The organism is Photobacterium minamisatsumaniensis (genome assembly GCF_050336695.1).
In the GTDB taxonomy this organism is placed as follows: Bacteria; Pseudomonadota; Gammaproteobacteria; order Enterobacterales; family Vibrionaceae; genus Photobacterium; species Photobacterium minamisatsumaniensis.
The window spans coordinates 26,983-46,447 of record NZ_JAKJSI010000023.1 but is presented as its reverse complement, the minus strand read 5'-3'; the positions used below and the strand labels follow the sequence as shown (position 1 = coordinate 46,447).

The window sequence follows — 19,465 nt, the reverse complement described above, 5'->3', positions numbered from 1 at the left end:
ATTTCTAACCATCAATTAAATAACGGACTGTAATCTTAAGCGAATGGCGTTAAGCGACTGCTGGCCTTTTTATCGTAATCTACTTTAGGGCTAGACACTCAATTGCGATTACTCAGGTGGGGGGAGGCTTTACTTATCGGAGGTGACTACCACCAAGCTTCTACTTGAACGCCGACGTTGAATTCAGAATCGACCGTAGAGACGACGTTGTTCTCATCAATGCTATCGATGTTTGAGAAGTAGGTACCGTAGAGACGGATTTCAGGACGAGCAAAGAAGCCTTCTCCTGCGTTCCAAGCTTGTGCGATAGTAATTTTTTGGCCGGATAGATCTTGACCGCTGATATCTTGGTTACTGAAGTAGCCTGCTTCTACGATGGTTTTGTGGTGCTTATCCCAGTTGTATACTGGTCGAATTACGGCGGATAGATAAGTGAGATCATCTTTCTGATCCGATTCGATGTCATCGATGGTTGATGACCAAAGTAGTTGGTGTCCAAGATCGACTTTATCAGTAAGACTAACCACACCCCAGTTGATCAAACGATATGCACTGCCGCCATGCTCGGTTGTCGCATGGTACGCTGTACCTGCACCAAATGTTGCTAACTCTTTTGCATAGCCTTCTGTACCGTACTGGACCACGGTTTTGTTGAAGCCGTTATTAAGGTTTTGGGTTAGCTGAGCCGTGGCCATCACACCGTCTTTCGATTCTTTTGCTTCTGCTGATGCATCGCTTGAAGGGTTGGTGATAGCGTAGTTAATACCGAGTTCGAGATCAGCATTGCTCCAAAGGTTGATCCCAGCATAGCGCATGTCGATGACATTAACATTTAGTGCTTCACCGCGGTTACCAGTGTCTTCGACATCATTATCATCGTTGCGGATCACCGCAAAAGAGAACTGGCCATCACCAAGGTTGAGGTTTTCAATACCGGCTCCAGAGCCTGAAGTATTCCAGTAGTAGAAATCAGTAATGTGAATATCATGGCGCTGGTAGTATCGCTTACCGGCCCAAAGGGTTGCTTCTGGTGCAAAGTTCAGCACGCCAGTGGCTTGAACATTTAGCTGACGGAAATCAATGAAGCCGTTTTCTTCATCATCCTTTAGCGATTCGAAAATGTTAGAGCCGTCGCTACCCACTGCAAGCATAGAATCAAAGAAGAAACGTGCACCATCTTCGTTATAAATTTCTTTACCTAAACCAAATTCAGCAAAGGTATCAGCTTCGTTCCCTAAGCGACCTAGTTGTTGTTTATTGAACTCGACATTTTGACCGTTATCACCGCTGATACCGATACCAGCACGAGCGTAGCCATGGAAAACAAAGCCATCGTCGGCAAAAGCGCTAGGGGTTAACAGCGCAGTACTGATCGCTAAGGCTGCCAAGCTTTTCTTGCTCATGTTCATTGGTAAAACTCCTACATGGAAAATTGTAATCTATCTTTTGTGAACTTTTGTAATTAGTGGGAAAGTTCCCATTTCTTGGTGCGAATGATTGCAGCGAATGAATCTGGCGTAAATGGGATCGTTCCCATTACGTGAATTAGTTCACAATCTTCTTATGTGAAGACAGTATTTATTCGAAAAATAACAAAAAAGGAGCGAATTAAGATTATCTGTTTACGGAATAAAGCTTTCACTACTGTGGGATAAAACAGATTTAATATCAGCCACATGAGAAGCTAGTTGTTCGTTTAAATGATAAATGCCAACCGTGCCAGTCTGGGGCGGGGAACTGTTAGGTAGGGGCACAATATCGAACTGAGAGAAGTAATTGGTCATGCTTTTTGGGTAGGGCATGACTGCTTTTGTACTCGCAAGTAGGTCGATGCTCGCGGTGAGAGAGTTTATTTCATAAACAATTCTTTCCCCCAATTGTTTGCGTTCTTTTTCTTGTTGCTTGGGGTGAGGGTTTTCAATGAGGTGCTGATAGGCTTCCTGATCTGGGGTGACTTGGAGTAACGGATAAATTGTCGTCTGTTCGTAAGATGCTTCACTCAATAATAAGGGGTGTGTACGATGTACAAATTGCGCTTCTTCATCTTGTAGTAACGGTGAGAAAGTGACATTGCAGCGATGCGATAGTCCGTGAATTTCATGGCCAATAAACAGGTCAATATGGCCATGAATCAACATATCCATTAGCTTCAGGTGATTGCCAAATTCAAGCTGAATAGAAATTGCAGAGTATTGTTGACTGTATGTTTGTAAGGCTTCTTTGACAAACACTTCCCACCACGCATCACCTGTACCCATTTTAATCTTTTCGGTTTTTCGGGCTTTTAGATCGGCAAGCTGGTGTAGCATGGCATCATGGCGACGGCTAAGGTCTAAAGTTTGTTCTTGGAGTAGCTTGCCATACTCAGTGAGTTCGACCCCTTTTGAACGCCTAATAAAGAGATCAACACCAAGACTTTTTTCTAGCTTTTTCATGTTATTGGTAAGTGTGGGTTGGCTTAAGCTAAGTTGTTCAGCTGCAAGACTAATATTACCTAATTCAGCAATCGCTAAGAATTGGCGGTACTGCTTATCCATCGAAGAGAGACCTATAAAAAACCTTTGCTAGCAGTCTCACATTTTTTGAAATCCATCACAAAGTGAAACTAGGTAAACTTGTGATCTATATCGTCAATAATGATGGTGATATAGGTAAAAGCTATATCACTTTGAGGCGAGTGTATTTTTCTGACAGCGATAAAAACCATAATATAACGCTCAATACGATACCATTATTATTTTGAGGTTTGCCATGAACGTTACCCCTAAATGGTGGCACGATGCCGTTGTTTACCAAATTTACCCTCGTAGCTACTGTGATTCCAATAATGATGGGATGGGGGATTTACGTGGGATCATTAGTAAGCTTGATTACCTCAAGACATTAGGCGTCAATGTACTTTGGTTATCACCGGTATATAAGTCACCAATGGATGATAATGGATATGACATTTCTGACTACCAAGATATTGCACCAGAATTTGGTACGATGGCTGATATGGATGAACTGTTAGCAAAAGCGAAGCAGCGTGATATCCGCATTATTATGGACTTGGTTGTTAACCATACGTCTGATGAACACCCATGGTTTAAGGAAGCGCGAAAGTCGAAAGATAACCCATACCGTGATTACTACGTTTGGCGCAAACCTAGTGACGGTGGCGGTGTACCAGATGAGATGGGGTCGGTTTTCGGTGGCAGTGGTTGGGAATTTGACGAGCAAACAGGTGAATATTTTCTACATATTTTCTCTAAGCGTCAGCCTGATTTGAACTGGGAAAACCCAAAGGTTCAAGAAGAAGTCCATAACATGATGAACTGGTGGATTGAGAAGGGAATTGGTGGTTTTCGCCTCGATGTTATCGACCTTATCGGAAAAGAAATTGATAAGAAGATAATAGGAAACGGCCCACGCCTACATCCGCTGATCCAACAGATGAACCGTGCAACATTTGGCGATAAAGATCTACTGACTGTTGGAGAAACATGGGACGCAACACCAGAAATCGCTAAACTGTACAGCGATCCTGCTCGTGAAGAGTTCTCTATGGTTTTTCAGTTTGAACACATTAGCTTGATGTGGGAAAACAAAGATAAATGGCGACCTATAAAGCTCGACCTACCTACCTTCAAAAAAGTATTAACCAAGTGGCAAGTTGAGCTTGAAGATAAAGGCTGGAACTCGCTGTTTTGGAATAATCATGATTTACCACGTGCTGTTTCAAAGTATGGCTGTGATGGCCAGTATCGCGTTGAATCCGCGAAGATGCTGGCAACGACACTTCATATGATGAAAGGTACGCCATATGTGTACCAAGGTGAAGAAATCGGCATGACCAATGTCGCATTCGATACTATTGAAGACTACCGCGATATAGAGACCCTGAATTTCTATAAAGAACGCACAGAAAACGGTGTTGCACCTGAAACCATGTTAGCGGCTGTTCACGAAAACAGCCGTGATAATGGACGAACACCCATGCAATGGGATAAATCAGAGCATGGTGGTTTTTCGGCCGCTGAGCCTTGGATTAAAGTAAATCCCAATTACCCTGAAGTAAATGTGAGTGCGGCATTAGAGGATCAAAACTCAGTATTTTATCATTACCAGAAGCTCATTCAGCTTCGTAAATCGTTGCCTGTTATTGTGTATGGCGCGTTTGAAGCTGTATTTGAAGAGCACGAAAAAGTCTTTGGTTATGTTCGTTCAAATCAAGACCAGCGCCTATTTGTACTCAATAACTTCACCAACGAAGAAGTAACTTTGGCAATTCCTGAATACCTTCAGGCAGAGCAGGTTGAATGCCTGATCTGTAACTACGATTTACACCAGCAGCTCAAGGGATCTTTAACGCTAAAACCTTATGAGTCATTTGCAGTCTTATTGCCTAATGTTCACTAATTATTCACTGCGGTTCATTGCTAATAAGCTCTGAATTTTGGCTCTATTCATCATAATGGGTAGAGCCTTTTTTCGTTAGAATCGAGAAGAAATAGCAGGATGTTTAATCAGTATTAGAAGTATTAAAAACTTGGGAGAAGATATGCATTATAGTGTGAATAATGGAAATGTTAATTTTAGCTTACCTAAATCAATGAATAGCCTTTACCTCGTTGGTACGTTTACTCATTGGCAAGTTCAAGACTCATTTAAACTTGAGTTAGTTAATGAGAGATTAATGCTCAGTAAACCATTTTCTGAGTTTAATAAAATAGGTAATTCTGGTTATGTTGAATATGTCATTTGGGATGAAACCCTATGTTCGCCATTGCCTTTTGATAACAGCACACCGCAAGGGCACTACTTTAACAATCAATTTAATCAGGGATATAATTACTTATTGTTTCCAACGCAGCCTTCAAAGCTGCAATGTGAAAAAATATCAAAAGCCTCCAAGCAATCATTTAAAATAAAAAACACATCTGAGTCATTTTCTTCAAAAGAGCAGTTAGCTAATTTTAGACCGGTACTTGGGGGCACCTTGAAGCGAGGTTGTATATTTCCTTCTTATCATCCAGTTGTTCAATCCCGCGCATCACACCTACAACTTCAAGCTATCGAAATTAAGCGGCAAGCTGCCGCTATGGTGTTAATAGAGAAGCATCGTATTCATAGTGTCATTAACCTGTCTGATTCAAGACAAGCACTGGAGAGCTTTATGCCAAAGTTACCCTCTAGTTATTATAAAACCTGCTGGGATGAGCAACGTATTCATAGCTTACCTGTCGCCTATGAAACCGTATATTTTATGTCTGATCGTAATGAAAAATTTAATGATGAGGAATTGGGATTTCAAGATGGCATACGTCGCTTGATAACACTGATTGCTAATCATAAAGGGCCTTACTTAGTCCATTGCCGATTAGGTTCTGATAGGACAGGGGTGATGTCGGCATTTTTGCAATTATTCATGGGAGCATCAAAAGCGGAGGTTAAAGACAGTTACCTGATAACAAATGAGCTTGGTATCGGTGAATACCGAAGTTTTAGGTTGCTAGAATATGCACTGCAAGCTTGCTTGGGGTTGGACTGTTTTGAATCGGGGAAGCAAAGTGTAGATGCCTATCTGATGAAACTTGGAATATCAAAGGCAGTTTGCCAACAAGCAGAAATGAATTTATCACGTTAACTAAGCCCAGCACTCGCTGGGCTTTAGTTTGTCTAGTTACGTGGATTATTCACGGTATAAAATGGTCAATGATTGTGAGCCCTGCATATACGTCGTTTGGACTTCACGACTACCAAGTGTTGATTCTGATGTATCGCAGACAACTTGCCACTTATTGCCGCTTGGTAAGCGATAGCGAGTGGGGATATCAGAACTATTAACAAGGAACATGAGCTCTTTTCCATCTTTGAATAAGCCTAGGTACAGGGCAAACGCTTCAAGCTGTTGCCAGTCTTCAGCATTCATTGTTTGGCCATTAGAGCGGTTCCAATGAATACGGTGATGGCCCCGGTTATGGCCACTGAAGGCTCGAATAAACGGTGACATAATGGCTTTGCGTCGTGTCAACATCGTTGCTAGCCAAGCACTGAATTCTGCCTTGTTTTTACTTGGTGTCCAATCTGCCCAGCTTATTTCATTATCTTGGCAATAGGCATTGTTATTACCACCTTGTGTATGCGATAACGCATCGACAGCAAGAATATGAGGGATCCCGAAACTAAATAGCAACGTGGTCATCAAATTACGCTTTTGACGCTCTCTACGGTTCAGTACCGTATCGTTTGTTGTTTCGCCCTCTACACCGTGGTTATTCGAACGATTATCGCCATGGCCATCACGGTTATTTTCCCCGTTAGCATGGTTATGCTTGTGGTTATAAGAGACCAAGTCTTGCAGCGTAAAGCCATCATGGTAGGAAATAAAATTAACTGATAGTTTATCTGGCCACTTACCGGCACTGAATAAGTCTCGCGACCCCATTAGCCTAGTTGCAAATTCCTTAACGTTATTTTCTCTACATAACCAATAGCTTTTCATGGTATCGCGGAATTTGTCGTTACATTCATTCCAGCCGCGCGGGAAATAACCGAGCTGATACCCATCCGGTCCAATATCCCAAGGCTCAGCGATTAACTTTATTTGTTGTAAGACAGGATCTTGGGCGATGGCCTTAAAGAAAGCACTTTGGGTATTAAACCTATCGCCATTTCGTCCGAGCGTTGCGGCGAGATCAAAGCGGAAGCCATCTATTTTGTAATGCGTCACCCAGTGTCGAAGGGTATCAAGCACAATATTAAGGCTTGGTTGGTATGTAAGATCTAAGGTATTACCGCAGCCCGTGTAGTTACGGTAATTTTTATCACAATCTTGCAAGTAATAGCTTTTATCTAGGCACTTAAAGTGAAACCTAGGGCCGCCATCGCCACTTTCTGCCGTGTGGTTGAAGACGATGTCCATGATAACTTCAATGCCATGGCGGTGAAGTTCTTTCACCATGGTTTTCATTTCAGTTACCGCGTTATGGTGAGCATAGCGTGGCTCAGGTGCCATAAAGCATAAACTGTTGTACCCCCAATAGTTCACCTTATCCATTTTGAGCAGATGTGGCTCTGACATGCAGGAAGTGACAGGGAGTAGCTGTAAACTCGTGATACCTTGTGCTTTATAATAAGCAATCATATCAGGCTGGCATAAGCCGAGATAAGTGCCTCGGTATTGGTCGTTCAGTGTTGGGTGGCTTTGGGTAAAGCCTTTTACATGCGTTTCAAACAATACCGTTTCTTCATACGGTATTTGCGGTAGTCGAGTGTTTTCCCAGTCAAAATAGTGTTCGACAACGACGGACTTAGCAAAGTCCCAACTTTTTTGTGCGGTGAATGGCTCTACATAAAAAGGCGTTTTATTTAATGCTTGTGCATAAGGGTCTAAAATCAGGCGGTATTCGCCTTTTTCTTTTATTTGATACCCATAGACCTGACCTTCTGTTATTCCCTCTACAAAAGTGTAATGAATATCTAAATGTTGGTTATCAAGGTCAATAATGTTTTTATTATTATTTTTGTCGAATAAAACTAATTTTATATCTTTATTTTCTGAGCTGTGAATGGAGAAATTACAACCCTCATCACATAATGTAGCTCCAAGTGGAAATGGTTGAGCGAATCTTGCAAACATCCTGTACATCTCTTTACTAAYTTCACACAGATACCTTTATTTAATAGGTAAACTTTTTCCAGTCAAGAGTTGTTTATTTTTTTATAAAAAATAATTGTTTATTTTTTTACTGACTATTTCAACAATATTTAATTTAAGTGACAGGCGTCTTGTTTTTTCTGAAGATCTCGTAATTTTATTTCAGTTTTACGCCTATCATCCGTGAGGCGTATCACGAATAGAATCTCCCCCCTTATTCCTACGCCCCTCTACTCCTCCCTCCTACTCCTTACTTGGGATGATGTATGAATCTGTATCAAGCCTGAATATGAGTCCCGAAAAGACTGCTAGAGAGCAGTTACAAATAAAATATAAGAAGGGACATATCTATGAAACACAAGTTAGTACCCGTAGCAGCGGCACTACTTACCGCACTAGCCTCGTACAACGTTGCTGCTGAATCTGCCACTGACATCATTACAGATGGTTGGGAAGTACACGGTTACGGTTCGATGAACCTACGCTTCGATGAAAACTTCGCGACATTTGATGGCGATATGGGTAAAGAAGATTACCGTTACGCTAATACTGCAACAAGCGAAAGTACCAACCAAGTCGAATTTGTGATCAAGAAGCACACTGAATTCCAAAATGGTGTTTACAGTGACTTCGTGATCCGCTCTGAATACGGTAATGGCAACACCCACGCATATTCATCTGAAGGTTCTCAGAAGAAAAATACTGATGCTCAGTTTGAAATAAAAGAAGCGTACGTTGCTCTAGGTAACCTGCCTTATTTACCTGCCAACTCTGAAATCTGGGGTGGTCAACGTTTCTTAAACCGTGCTGCGGGTATTCTAACGGGTGAATTCTGGAAGCAGTCATCAGGCGTTGGTGCGGGTCTTGAAATGAATCTGGACTCTGGTCATAAGACTGGTGTTGCAATGATGTCTGTTGACCCAGATGCTGGTGCTGGCTTTGTGATTAACGAAGGTGACGACGGCAACCAGACGATTGCTCCTGATTACTCAGATGAGCGTCAAACTGTTACGTCGTTAGATTTTTATTACTACGGTGTTGAAGCGCTAGGTGGCTCATTTGATTTCGATCTGAAATTAATGCGTGCTTCTCGTACTAACCCTGAAGTTGGTTCTGATGATGCTGACCGTGGTATCGGTGGTTCAATTACCTATAACCGCGATTTCTATGGCTTCGATGGTTGGACACAAACTGCAATTGGTTATGGTACAGGCCTTGCTTCTAACCGTGGTGTGAACTTCGGTAGCTGGAGCGGTGGCGGTGCATTTAGTGAAGACTCTAAGTCACTATTCATCACCTCTTACGGTGTTGCAAATATCGGTTCTAACTGGCAGCTAGGTACAGAAATCACATACTGGGCACCAGAGAATGTTGACTGGGGTATCACAGGCGATCGTACCGATGAAGTTGAACGTTTGATCATTGCTGCTCGTCCAACATACAAAGTAAACGACAATCTACGTCTTGAGTTCACAGGTTCATATGCTATTGAAGACTTGAACCAGAAAGCTTGGGGACGTTCTGATGAGAAGACTGCATTCTACAGCCTAGAAGCTGCTTCAGTATTTACGGTTAATGCTGACTACTTCGGTCGTCCACAAATCAAACCATACGTAACATGGTTCGGCGCTGATGATGAAGCTGCTGCGAACAATGGTGATAAGAGCCAGTTCGTATTCGGTGTTCATACTGAAATCTGGTTCTAAATCACATTTCTGTCAAGGCAGCCTTTAGGCTGCCTTTTTCACTTCAATATGAGTGTATATCTATGGGTTTTTTGAAGTAAATTAGCTAAAACAAATAGGTATGTACCCATAATAGTTAAAGGGTATTGGAGAAAAAATGAAAATTATAAAAACTACCATTGCGGCTTTGCTTGCGGCAACACTATTGGGCTGTGCCAATTCCCCATCCACAGAAATAGTTAAAGATGTAACAGTTACAAAACAAGCATGTTGTTCTACTTTCAGTGAATTCGCTTGGATTCCGATGAACGGTGACAGCATAGACTTTGCCATAGATGAATACTCTCAGGTTGGAGACTTTGCTGAAGGAAAGAGCTTTTTCGCAGGGTTTGCATTACCTGAAAACGTAGAAAGAATGCAAGTTAATTTGAAAAGCTGGATGCGAAGTACCGGTGTGTTTGCACCAAAGGTACTGCTACTGAGCCGTGACTTTCAGATTGTCGATACTATAGAGCTAGACCAATTCACCGTTGCACCTTCAGATATGTTCCGCTTATCTAGCTACCGTACTCGTTTAACGTTGGATCAATCGTCGACACCATATATGGTTGTTTATTCTCCGCTTGAGTATCGAGAAGGTGAAATTCAGATACCTCACCCTGAGCGTATTCGTGCGGAAGAGTTAGGTTTAGCGCGTCCAATGGTGACTGACCCAATTATCCAGCATCAAAAATTTGGCTCTCTTGAATTGGACTTAAAACCATTAGCACTTCGCTCTTATCGTGCGAATGAAGTGCCAAACTCAGTCAAAGCTGAACCTGTAAAACAGGTGCCATCACAATCTAAAGCACCAGTAGAAGCTGCTGTAGCGGCAACATCGGTTCAAATGCTGCCTGAAAGCGAAGCTTTTTATAACAGTCAGATAGAAGCCGCAGTTAAGAATAACGATATGCAAAAAGCGTTGTCTTTAATGGAAGAGGCGAAGCGTGCTGGTTCAAGCAGTGCTGAAGCAACGTTTTTGGAACTGATCAAAAAGTAAGGTTTCATTTTAATTTTTATTCCCGTCATTTCAGGGTGTTTTGAATCCTCACTCTGTATACATTCGGGTTTACCGGGCAAGCACTCGCTTGCCCGCTCTCTTATCTATTTCTTTTCGCCTGAGTTATTATTCATGACAAATCTTAAGCATTCTAATCTCTACGAGAATTGCTCTCTCAAGTCCAAGAAAGAAGTGGTGTACCAAGTGTTCACCCGATTATTTGGCAATACCAATACCACGAATAAGCCTTGGGGAACCCTAGAAGAAAATGGCATTGGTAAGTTCAATGATTTCACCGACAAGGCATTACGTGAAATTAAACAGTTGGGCGTTTCACATATTTGGTATACCGGTGTGCCTCATCATGCCCTCGTTCGTGACTATAGCGAATATGGTATTGGTAATGATCATCCGAGCGTGGTCAAGGGCCGTGCAGGATCGCCATATGCGGTGAAAGATTACTATAACGTAAACCCAGATCTTGCGGTTGATCCCGCCAATCGCCTTGAAGAGTTTCAAGCATTGATTGAGCGAAGCCACCGTAATGGTTTAAAGGTGATCATTGATATCGTGCCTAATCATGTTGCTAGGCGCTACCAAGGGCTAACGAACCCTAAAGGTGTGGAAGACTTTGGTGCGTCAGATGACAGCACGATTGCATACCACCGTGATAACAACTTCTACTATATTCCAAATGAAGCGTTCACCATGCCCGTGCCAAAAGATGGCTACCAACCTTTAGGTGGGAAAGAGCATCCAAGCCTAGCCGTTCCTTTTATCGAAAAGCCAGCTAAATGGACGGGAAATGGTTCACGTTTGGCTCAGCCAGACTTTGATGACTGGTATGAAACCGTTAAGGTCAACTACGGTATTAGTCCTGATGGCAGCAAAGATTTTGATGAGCTACCTGAAGGTTATGATAAACAAGATCATGCTGCCCACTTTGAATTTTGGCAGCAGCGTAGCGTACCTGATTCGTGGGTCAAGTTTCGCGATATAGCATTGTACTGGCTTGCGATGGGAGTGGATGGTTTCCGTTATGACATGGCCGAGATGGTACCTGTCGAGTTCTGGAGCTATATGAATTCGTCGATTAAACAGGTTAACTCTGATGCTTTTTTAATGGCCGAGGTATACCAACCAGATCTCTACCGCGATTATATCCACCTTGGGAAAATGGACTATTTATACGATAAAGTGGACTTATACGACACACTGAAACTTGTGATGCAGGGTAAGGGGACGACGGATGCGATCGTAGATGTGCAGGCACAGCTTATGGATATTGAGCACCATATGCTGCATTTTTTGGACAACCATGATGAGCAGCGTGTCGCGAGCCCAGAATTTGCAGGCAATGCCAATAAGGGCAAGCCAGCAATGTTGGTTTCCACTGCATTAAGTACCTCACCGACCATGATCTATTTTGGTCAGGAAGTTGGAGAAGCGGGGGCTGAAGATGCCGGTTTTGGTTTAGCGTCTCGTACCACAATTTTTGATTATTTCGGTGTACCTAGTCATCAGCGTTGGATGAACAACGGTGCGTTTGACGGTGGTCAGCTGACTGAAAACGAGCGTGAGCTACGCGATTTTTATCAGCGACTGCTGAGCTTTTCATTAGAAAGCACAGCGTTGATGGGCGAATACCAAGAGCTGCACACATTTAATCGAGAGCATAGTGAAGGTTACACTGATCAACTGTTCACATTTAGTCGATTTGATGAAGAGCAAAAGTTAATTGTGCTGGCAAACTTCGCTGATAAGACGCAAGGTGAAGTGACAGTGTATTTACCGGCTTCTTTAATTGATAGCTGGCAGCTAGATGATGGCAGCTATCAGCTGCAAGAGGTGCTATACAAACGGCATAATGCCACTTTAACCGTAGAAGCTGGGATAGGGAGTATAACCTTAGATATACAGCCGTTGGACAGCCGAATACTGTCCTTGAAGTGATGACAAATTGATTTATATAAGCCGCTTATTTTAGCGGCTTTTTTTTGTATTTTTATTAATAATGGATTGAATCTTAAAAAATTAGGTCAAAATGCCAATAAATTACAATTAGTAACACATTATTGCATGATTTATTTGAGCTTGTTAGTAATCGTTAACCTGCATTCAATATAGTGCATGATACAATTAACGTTACTAGATTGTTATTTATCTGCATTGTAGGGAGAAGTCTATTGAGCACAGAGTTAATTATGTTAGGGATGGCTGCATTGATCGCCGTTGGTATCCTACTTCACAAGCCATCAAAGACGCTGGGCTTACCTTCATTGCTTATTTTCATTGGCGTAGGTTTGTTATTTGGTAATGGTGAGTTTAATTTTGTCTATGATGATTTAGCATTAACGTCATTTATCGGCTCGCTAGCGCTTAATATCATAGTGTTTGTTGGTGGGTTAAACACGTCCAAAGCCAGTATTAAAGTCGCCTATAAAGAAGGCGGGCTGCTTTCTACCGTCGGTGTCTTACTAACCACAGTTATCTTTGGTGGCTTGCTATATTTTATTACCGATTTCAATATTCTAACGTGTATGCTTTTTGCTGCGGTCGTTTCGTCGACCGATGCTGCTGCCGTTTTCTCAATTCTAGAGTCCAAAAAACTTAAATTAAAAGAAAGTACAGACACAGTCTTGGAGTTTGAGTCTGCTACCAATGACCCCGTTGCGTTATTAATGGTCGCTATTTTAACTGAGATGCTAGTTAACACTGGGCAACCCGTCACTGGCATGCAGATAGGCATTGAATTAGTTCAGCAAGTCGTTGTTGGACTGGGTGCGGGATATTTGATTGGATGGTGTTGTGTTTGGCTACTGAATAAAATCAAGCTGGAAGAATACGGCTTGATTCCTGTCTTTATTTTGGCAAGCTTTTTTATCGCTGCTTACGGTAGTGATCTACTTGGTGGAAATATCCTAATTGCATCCTATGTTGCAGGTGTATTTATTGGAAATGAATTGAAGCGTGGTAGAGAAGTCAGTAAACACTTCTTTAATAGCCTCTCATGGCTTGCACAAGCGCTGATGTTTATCATTCTCGGATTACAATTTTTTCCAAAAGAGCTATTTGCAGATATTGTCTCGGCGATACTACCTGCCATCGCACTAATATTTATTGCTCGACCTGCCGCGGTATTTTTAACTTATTTACCATTTAGGAAGGTATCGCTTAAGAAGAAGTGCTTTATTTCGGCTATTGGCCTGAAAGGAGCCACACCGATTGTGTTTGCGTTGATCCCTGCCTCGGCTGGTGTCGCCGGCGCGCAAGAGATGATGCATATGGTGTTTTTCATTGTATTGATATCGGTCATGTTGCAAGGCTGGGCCATTGAACCCTTGTCTAATAAACTAGGGCTTAACGATAAGTAATAATCGTTAGACAATTTATTTTTATAAGACGGCGAAGAAATAATTTCTTCGCCGTTTTTTTTGAAATCATGAAWATAACCAATAACGAATAAATGTGTTCAATTTCACAGAGTTGGATTAAAGGCGTAGGGGGCGTAGGCGGAGGGATGATGCTCATCTTCAGTGGGAGGAGGAAAATGCCTGTATTAAATAAAAATGATGGAAAATGACAATGAAACGTGTGATGAAATCGTTCGCTCTATGCTCGTTAACCGCCGCTCTGGCTTTCCCTATGGCTGCTTCTGCAATGCAAGAAGGTGAAATTCTTATTTGGATTAACGGTGATAAAGGCTATGAAGGCCTAGCCGAAGTCGGTCGCCAATTTGAAGAAGATACGGGTGTAAAAGTTAACGTTCAGTACCCTGACACACTGGAAGCTAAATTCCAGCAAGTTGCTGCGACAGGTGGTGGTCCAGACATTATCTTTTGGGCTCATGACCGTTTTGGTGGTTATGCTAAATCCGGCTTGTTGGCTGAGATAAATCCTTCTCAAGAATTTAAAGATAAATTGGTTGATTTTAGTTGGGACGCAGTGACCTATGACGGAAAATTGATCGGTTATCCAATTGCTTTAGAGTCACCATCGCTTATTTACAATAAGGACCTATTATCTGAGCCACCTAAAACATGGGAAGAGCTCTACGCTATTGAAAAAGAAATGGCGGCGAAAGGTAAGAAAGCCATCATGTGGGATATAAAGAATGCTTACTTCACGTGGCCAATGATTTCTGCCAATGGTGGTTATGCTTTCAAGAAAACTGAAAACGGTTTTGATGGTAAGCAAGTTGGTATCAATAACGAAGCAGGCGTTGCTGGCTTAAGTTTCTTGGTTGATCTTGCTAATAAAGGTGTTGTGTCTGCAGATATGGACTACGCCGTATCTGAAGCTGAGTTCAACAAGGGCAATGTTGCCATGACGATTAACGGCCCTTGGTCGTGGGCTAACCTTGAAAAGTCGAACCTGAATTACGGCGTTGCTGTTTTCCCGACATTAGATGGTGGTAAGTCGAACCCATTTGTTGGTGTATTAAGCGCTGGTATTAATGCGGCAAGCCCGAATGTGGACTTGTCTGTTGAATTCTTAGAAAACTACTTGATCACTAATGATGGTTTGGCAAAAGTGAATGATGACAAACCGTTAGGTGCGGTGACGTTAAAGTCATTCCAGCAAGAGCTTGAAAAAGATAGCCGTATTGCAGCTTCGATGATCAATGCTGAAAATGGCGAGATCATGCCGAATATTCCAGAGATGACACCTTATTGGTTTGCTGAAGGTGCAGCGATTGAGAATGCCTTACTTGGTCGCCAAACAGCACAAGAAGCTTTAGATACCGCGGTAATTCAGATCCTAAGATAAGCTTATGGTAATGAATAGGCATCAATATTAACAATGCGCAGCCTCCTATGAATTTAGGGGCTGCGTTTTTTGTATAAACCAATCATTTATTGGTTATACCGACTTCATTTTGGAACTAATGATAGTGAACACGATAGAGAAAGCGCCTTTTAGTGAACAGATGTATGTTAAAGGCACCTTTAATGGCTGGGGGGATGATACCCCGATGGTATATGTTGGAAATGGCTGCTACGAAGCTGTGATCTGCTTCTCGGCAGATGTACATAGCTTTAAAATTTCTGATCAACAGGGCAGTGAAGCATTGTGTTTTTCTGCTGATAAGTTTAAAGCGGTTGAATGCCGGCTAGACCAGTCGCAGACTTTGATCCCAGCTAAGGGGATCGGTAATGATCTCACGTTCAACGCGCCTGATACTGGTTTATATACTGTAACTATGACGGTATCTGATAATGATCAGATGTTGATAATTGCCTCTGGTGGAGAGAATAATGACTGTGAACCAACACGCGTTCTTTTTAAGTCGAAGCATGTTGTAGAGGCAGGTAGATCTGAGCTGGAGGCGAAAGGGGATAAGGTGCTAGCTCCGGCAGCGTTGTTTGAGCAACTAGCGATCCGAGTTGAGCAACCAGCACCGTATGTATTTGGTGACAATATTGATGGTTATTTTGATGGCATGACTCATGGTTATGTCGCCACGGGTAAGTATCGTCATAAACAAGGTTGGTATCTTGGCTGTTGTGCAACTTTCGCTGGTGGCGAGATCAATGATAAAACAGCGGCGACTTATGCAGATATTTTACCTTATGGTGTCACCCACTACTTTGATAATGGCGCTCAAGAAACCTTTATGCTGCTTTCAGGGCAAGCTTCAGGCCAGCGTAGTGCTGCGATTAAGGTAACATCACCAGAGCCAGCGCATTTATCGGTTGCACCTCAGCTTAATATCGCAATGGACAGCTCGGAAGTGGTTAGCTTTGAGCATGGTGTAGTTTACTGTATTGCGCCGCAATTACGTCAAGCTGGTACACCTTCTTTCATTGCAATTTGCGCCAATCAGTCACATCAGTTTATAGAAACAACGTTTGAGGCAATGCCAGCCCTAAAAGAGGTTGTTCACTTAAGTGGGCATCACACTAAACCACTAGTTACTTCAGTTGATGCGGTTAGCGAGATGACGGTGTATCTCACATTCGCAGAAACGGAAGAAGAAGCTATTGCGCATGCAAATAGCCTATTAAAGCAAGATGGCGAGGTAACTCACAGACAACAAGTGTATGACATGTTGACACATTCGTATGTTTGGACATCAGATATTGAATATAACCGCGCATTAATGTGGGCAAAAGCAGCGGGCAAGGTGTTTGTTTCCAATGAATTCGGGAAGGGAATTTGGGCAGGTTTACCTTGGTTTAAAGACTGCTGGGGGCGTGACTCTTTCATTGCTGTCCCGGGTATTACGCTAGTTAATGGTGATTTTGATGATGCTAAAACCATTATTGATAATTTTGCTTCAATGCAGCTAGCTGACCAAGACAGTGTTAATTATGGCCGGATCCCCAACCGTGTGACTAGCCTAACCAATATTATCTATAACACGACCGATGGTACGCCGTGGATGGTACGTGAGATTTGGGACTATTTACGTTATAGCGGTGATAAAGACTACGCAAAAGCGGTGTACCCTGTTGTACAGACCTATATCGCGGGTATTGAAAAAAATTATCTTGATCAGTACGGCTTGATGACACACCGAGATCCTGATACTTGGATGGATGCCAAGCTGGAAGGCAAGTTACCGTGGTCGGCGCGGGGCACACGTGCAAATGATATTCAGGCTTTATGGTACACAAGTTTAATTGTTGCCGTCGAATTGGCGAAGCTAAATGGTGATGAACAAAATACCGAGCACTATCAGAAAATGGCTGACAAGGTTAGTCAAAGCTTTCAATTGCTATTTTGGGATCAGCAACAGTCACGCTTAGCCGATCGTTTATATCAAGATGATCAACGTGATCTGCAAGTGCGTTCAAACCAGTTAATGACGGTAACAGTCCCATTTGATAATAGCTTAGTAGAGAAAAGCGTAGGGGCTAAGGTTGTCAAAAATGCAGTGAGCGAGCTGCTGTTCCCGTGGGGGATCACATCGTTGTCGCAACATGATCCTATTTTCCATCCGTACCACGCTAATCGGGATGAATACCATAAAGATGCGGCTTACCATAATGGTACTATCTGGGGCTGGAATGCTGGGTTTACCGTGTCGAGCCTGATTCAATATGGCTATGCAGATTTCGCTTATGAGTTAACCAAAAATCTTGCAGATCAGATCCTCAATATTGGTCACCGAGGCGCAATGAGTGAAAATCTCGATGCATTCTTGAATGAGCAAGGAGGGTTAACGACAACAGGTACTTACGCACAAGCGTGGTCAGTCTCTGAGTTTACGCGTAACGGATATCAAGATTATCTTGGTTTTAAGCCTGAGTTATTATCTGGAAAAGTCGTGTTATCACCGTGCTTGCCAACAAGCTGGCAGCACTGTGATGCAGTGTTGAGGTTTGGTCAATCAAATGCGTTGGTTGTAAGCTATCAATTAGCAGAAGGTCATCTTCAACGTTTTGAATTTGATTACCAGCAACCAGCTACAGAACAAATAGAACTGATCCTAGTTGCTGAAGATAAAGCTAAGTACTGTTTGATGGTGAACTCGGACGAATTGCCGGCGAAGGTCGATTTTGATCCGATAAGCGCAACAGCGTTTTTAAATGGCCTGCCGGTTCGCTTAGTACTTTCTCAACCTAGCTTTTCCTCTGTTATCGGAGAACTTGAATTTGCACAACCTGATACAAGTATCGAATTTCCGGTATTACAAAAACAGCACGTATTACAGCGACAAGTTGAACGAGCCAACCTCGCTCAAGCGATAGACTAAATATTATTCACGAACTGTATTTTTGAATCAAAGTGAAAGCGCTGCCATTGGCAGCGCTTTTTTATGGTCGTCGGTCAAGCGGATATATACCTAAGTCACAGGGTATAAGGAGCAGCATGGTTTATTGGCTTAGTCATTCTCCATGAAGGTACGCCCTTCGATGGAGTAGGGCTCATTGTTATCGTATAAGCTATGGTTCCCTCTAAGCTGGTTTAATTTGGCTTCTAAGGCTTTTGCTTCCTGATAATTCCCATCGTTATAAGATAAATCGATACGTTGTTCGATATCTTCGATTCTGTCATGGCTGCTCATGGCACGATCCTCCATTTTGAAACTGACTGCTTCACGGTTTCATTTTTGAGTTTAGGAGCTGTTGTGGGCTTGTTCCACCTAGAATCTAAACTGTCCCTTATCAGGTTTGGATCACTTTACGTAAAATTGTTCAATCATTGCTGGGAAGCGTGAAGCCCAAGCGCATTCACTATGAATACCGCCTTTATCAATATGAAATTCACAGTGAAGCTGCTTTGATTTCGCGCTGAATTGGTTAGCTACGTCGAGAGCAAGATCATGATAAAGTGATGGGAAGGCTGGATTACTTGCATCACTTGTTTCATTAGTGCCAATATCCATATAAATATCGATGGGTTGGCTGATTTTTTTGTTATGAATAAACGTCTTCATTGGCTTAGCTGAAAACCAAAAAGCGGGAGAGAAAATCCCAGCTTTGGAAAATGTGTCTTGGTACTGGAGGATTGCGTATAGGCTGATGAATCCCCCCATCGAGCTACCTGCGATGGCGGTATGTTCACGAGAGGGCATACTACGGTAATGAGTATCAATGTATGGCTTTAATGTATTCACCAGAAAGTCACAATACGCTTTTCCTTCCCCTCCTTGCGTTAAGCTCGCTTCATGCCAACCCGATAATTCATCGATTGGCGAAAAGGGCCAAGGTGAGTATTCATCACGTCGTCCTAGATTCCCTCGAGCCTTACTGCAATCGACTGCAACGACAATGATACCCGCAGTTTTGCCTGTAGCCTGTAAGGCATCAAAGTGTTCAGCCGCCTGCTAGCTAGCCCCTGCAATACAAAGCTCGGGCTCAAAAACATTCTGCCCGTCATGCATATAGAGCACGGGATAGGATTGTTCGCTAGTAAAGTAATCAACTGGCAAGTAGATACGAACAGTACGTTGCCGGTTGAGCTGGGGGATAGGCATATTTGCAATAGTGACCATCCTGCTTGCATCGTAACGTTTGGTATTTGGGTCAAAAAACATCGCGTCTCTGTGCTTTTTAGGTCAATGAAGAAGGACAAAAAAGGCGCAGTGATGAGAATCGACAGCGCCTTTACTTTTATCTGTACTCTTTATATTAAAGAGGGGGGAGAGCG

At 42.6% G+C, this 19,465-nt stretch carries 12 protein-coding genes and 1 pseudogene; 8 read left to right on the top strand and 5 right to left on the bottom strand.

Annotated features, from left to right (window positions below; all coding sequences use genetic code 11):
- Nucleotides 1–146: 146 nt before the first annotated feature.
- Both L4D78_RS12870 and L4D78_RS12865 read right to left on the bottom strand, forming a co-directional pair.
- Nucleotides 147–1,403 carry a maltoporin gene (locus L4D78_RS12870; RefSeq protein ID WP_428467294.1) on the bottom strand — a complete coding sequence of 419 codons (1,257 nt, stop codon included), beginning with the start codon at nucleotides 1,401–1,403 and terminating at the stop codon, nucleotides 147–149.
- Nucleotides 1,404–1,622: 219 nt separating this feature from the next.
- A complete protein-coding gene (locus L4D78_RS12865; RefSeq protein WP_428467293.1) occupies nucleotides 1,623–2,537 on the bottom strand; it encodes a LysR family transcriptional regulator in 915 nt (304 codons plus the stop codon).
- Nucleotides 2,538–2,751: 214 nt separating this feature from the next.
- On the opposite strand from L4D78_RS12865, the gene L4D78_RS12860 reads away from it, so the two are divergent.
- Nucleotides 2,752–4,401, top strand: coding sequence for a glycoside hydrolase family 13 protein (locus tag L4D78_RS12860; protein ID WP_428467292.1), 1,650 nt, complete (start codon nucleotides 2,752–2,754; stop codon nucleotides 4,399–4,401).
- Between the two features lie 130 nt (nucleotides 4,402–4,531).
- Nucleotides 4,532–5,629, top strand: coding sequence for a tyrosine-protein phosphatase (locus L4D78_RS12855; protein ID WP_428467291.1), 1,098 nt, complete (start codon nucleotides 4,532–4,534; stop codon nucleotides 5,627–5,629).
- A 45-nt stretch (nucleotides 5,630–5,674) separates the two neighbouring features.
- Here L4D78_RS12855 and glgX read toward each other — a convergent pair whose 3' ends face one another.
- Entirely contained in the window at nucleotides 5,675–7,624 is a 1,950-nt protein-coding gene (glgX, locus tag L4D78_RS12850) for a glycogen debranching protein GlgX (RefSeq protein ID WP_428467290.1), read from the bottom strand.
- Between the two features lie 368 nt (nucleotides 7,625–7,992).
- Here glgX and L4D78_RS12845 point away from each other — a divergent pair, with 368 nt between their 5' ends.
- From L4D78_RS12845 to L4D78_RS12820, 6 genes are all read left to right on the top strand, one after another.
- Complete coding sequence (locus L4D78_RS12845) at nucleotides 7,993–9,348, top strand: carbohydrate porin (RefSeq protein ID WP_428467289.1); 1,356 nt, start codon at nucleotides 7,993–7,995, stop codon at nucleotides 9,346–9,348.
- Nucleotides 9,349–9,484: 136 nt separating this feature from the next.
- Entirely contained in the window at nucleotides 9,485–10,366 is an 882-nt protein-coding gene (locus L4D78_RS12840) for a MalM family protein (RefSeq protein WP_428467288.1), read from the top strand.
- 132 nt (nucleotides 10,367–10,498) lie between these two features.
- Nucleotides 10,499–12,319 carry an alpha-amylase family protein gene (locus L4D78_RS12835; RefSeq protein WP_428467287.1) on the top strand — a complete coding sequence of 607 codons (1,821 nt, stop codon included), beginning with the start codon at nucleotides 10,499–10,501 and terminating at the stop codon, nucleotides 12,317–12,319.
- A gap of 233 nt (nucleotides 12,320–12,552) precedes the next feature.
- Nucleotides 12,553–13,740 (top strand): potassium/proton antiporter, encoded by a 1,188-nt coding sequence (locus L4D78_RS12830; protein WP_428467286.1) that lies wholly within the window; start codon nucleotides 12,553–12,555, stop codon nucleotides 13,738–13,740.
- Nucleotides 13,741–13,951: 211 nt separating this feature from the next.
- A complete protein-coding gene (gene malE, locus L4D78_RS12825; RefSeq protein WP_428467367.1) occupies nucleotides 13,952–15,136 on the top strand; it encodes a maltose/maltodextrin ABC transporter substrate-binding protein MalE in 1,185 nt (394 codons plus the stop codon).
- Between the two features lie 124 nt (nucleotides 15,137–15,260).
- A complete protein-coding gene (locus L4D78_RS12820) occupies nucleotides 15,261–18,068 on the top strand; it encodes an amylo-alpha-1,6-glucosidase (protein ID WP_428467285.1) in 2,808 nt (935 codons plus the stop codon).
- A gap of 129 nt (nucleotides 18,069–18,197) precedes the next feature.
- Here L4D78_RS12820 and L4D78_RS12815 read toward each other — a convergent pair whose 3' ends face one another.
- Nucleotides 18,198–18,380 carry a hypothetical protein gene (locus L4D78_RS12815; RefSeq protein WP_428467284.1) on the bottom strand — a complete coding sequence of 61 codons (183 nt, stop codon included), beginning with the start codon at nucleotides 18,378–18,380 and terminating at the stop codon, nucleotides 18,198–18,200.
- Between the two features lie 111 nt (nucleotides 18,381–18,491).
- Nucleotides 18,492–19,292, bottom strand: a pseudogene (locus L4D78_RS12810) (alpha/beta hydrolase).
- Between the last annotated feature and the right edge of the window lie 173 nt (nucleotides 19,293–19,465).

Excerpts from the sequence above, each read along its gene's own strand:
- L4D78_RS12870 (WP_428467294.1), bottom strand. The coding sequence starts at position 1,403 with ATGAGCAAGAAAAGCTTGGCAGCCTTAGCGATCAGTACTGCGCTGTTA.
- L4D78_RS12865 (WP_428467293.1), bottom strand. The coding sequence starts at position 2,537 with ATGGATAAGCAGTACCGCCAATTCTTAGCGATTGCTGAATTAGGTAAT.
- L4D78_RS12860 (WP_428467292.1), top strand. The coding sequence starts at position 2,752 with ATGAACGTTACCCCTAAATGGTGGCACGATGCCGTTGTTTACCAAATT.
- glgX (WP_428467290.1), bottom strand. The coding sequence starts at position 7,624 with ATGTTTGCAAGATTCGCTCAACCATTTCCACTTGGAGCTACATTATGT.
- L4D78_RS12845 (WP_428467289.1), top strand. The coding sequence starts at position 7,993 with ATGAAACACAAGTTAGTACCCGTAGCAGCGGCACTACTTACCGCACTA.
- L4D78_RS12840 (WP_428467288.1), top strand. The coding sequence starts at position 9,485 with ATGAAAATTATAAAAACTACCATTGCGGCTTTGCTTGCGGCAACACTA.
- L4D78_RS12835 (WP_428467287.1), top strand. The coding sequence starts at position 10,499 with ATGACAAATCTTAAGCATTCTAATCTCTACGAGAATTGCTCTCTCAAG.
- malE (WP_428467367.1), top strand. The coding sequence starts at position 13,952 with ATGAAACGTGTGATGAAATCGTTCGCTCTATGCTCGTTAACCGCCGCT.
- L4D78_RS12815 (WP_428467284.1), bottom strand. The coding sequence starts at position 18,380 with ATGAGCAGCCATGACAGAATCGAAGATATCGAACAACGTATCGATTTA.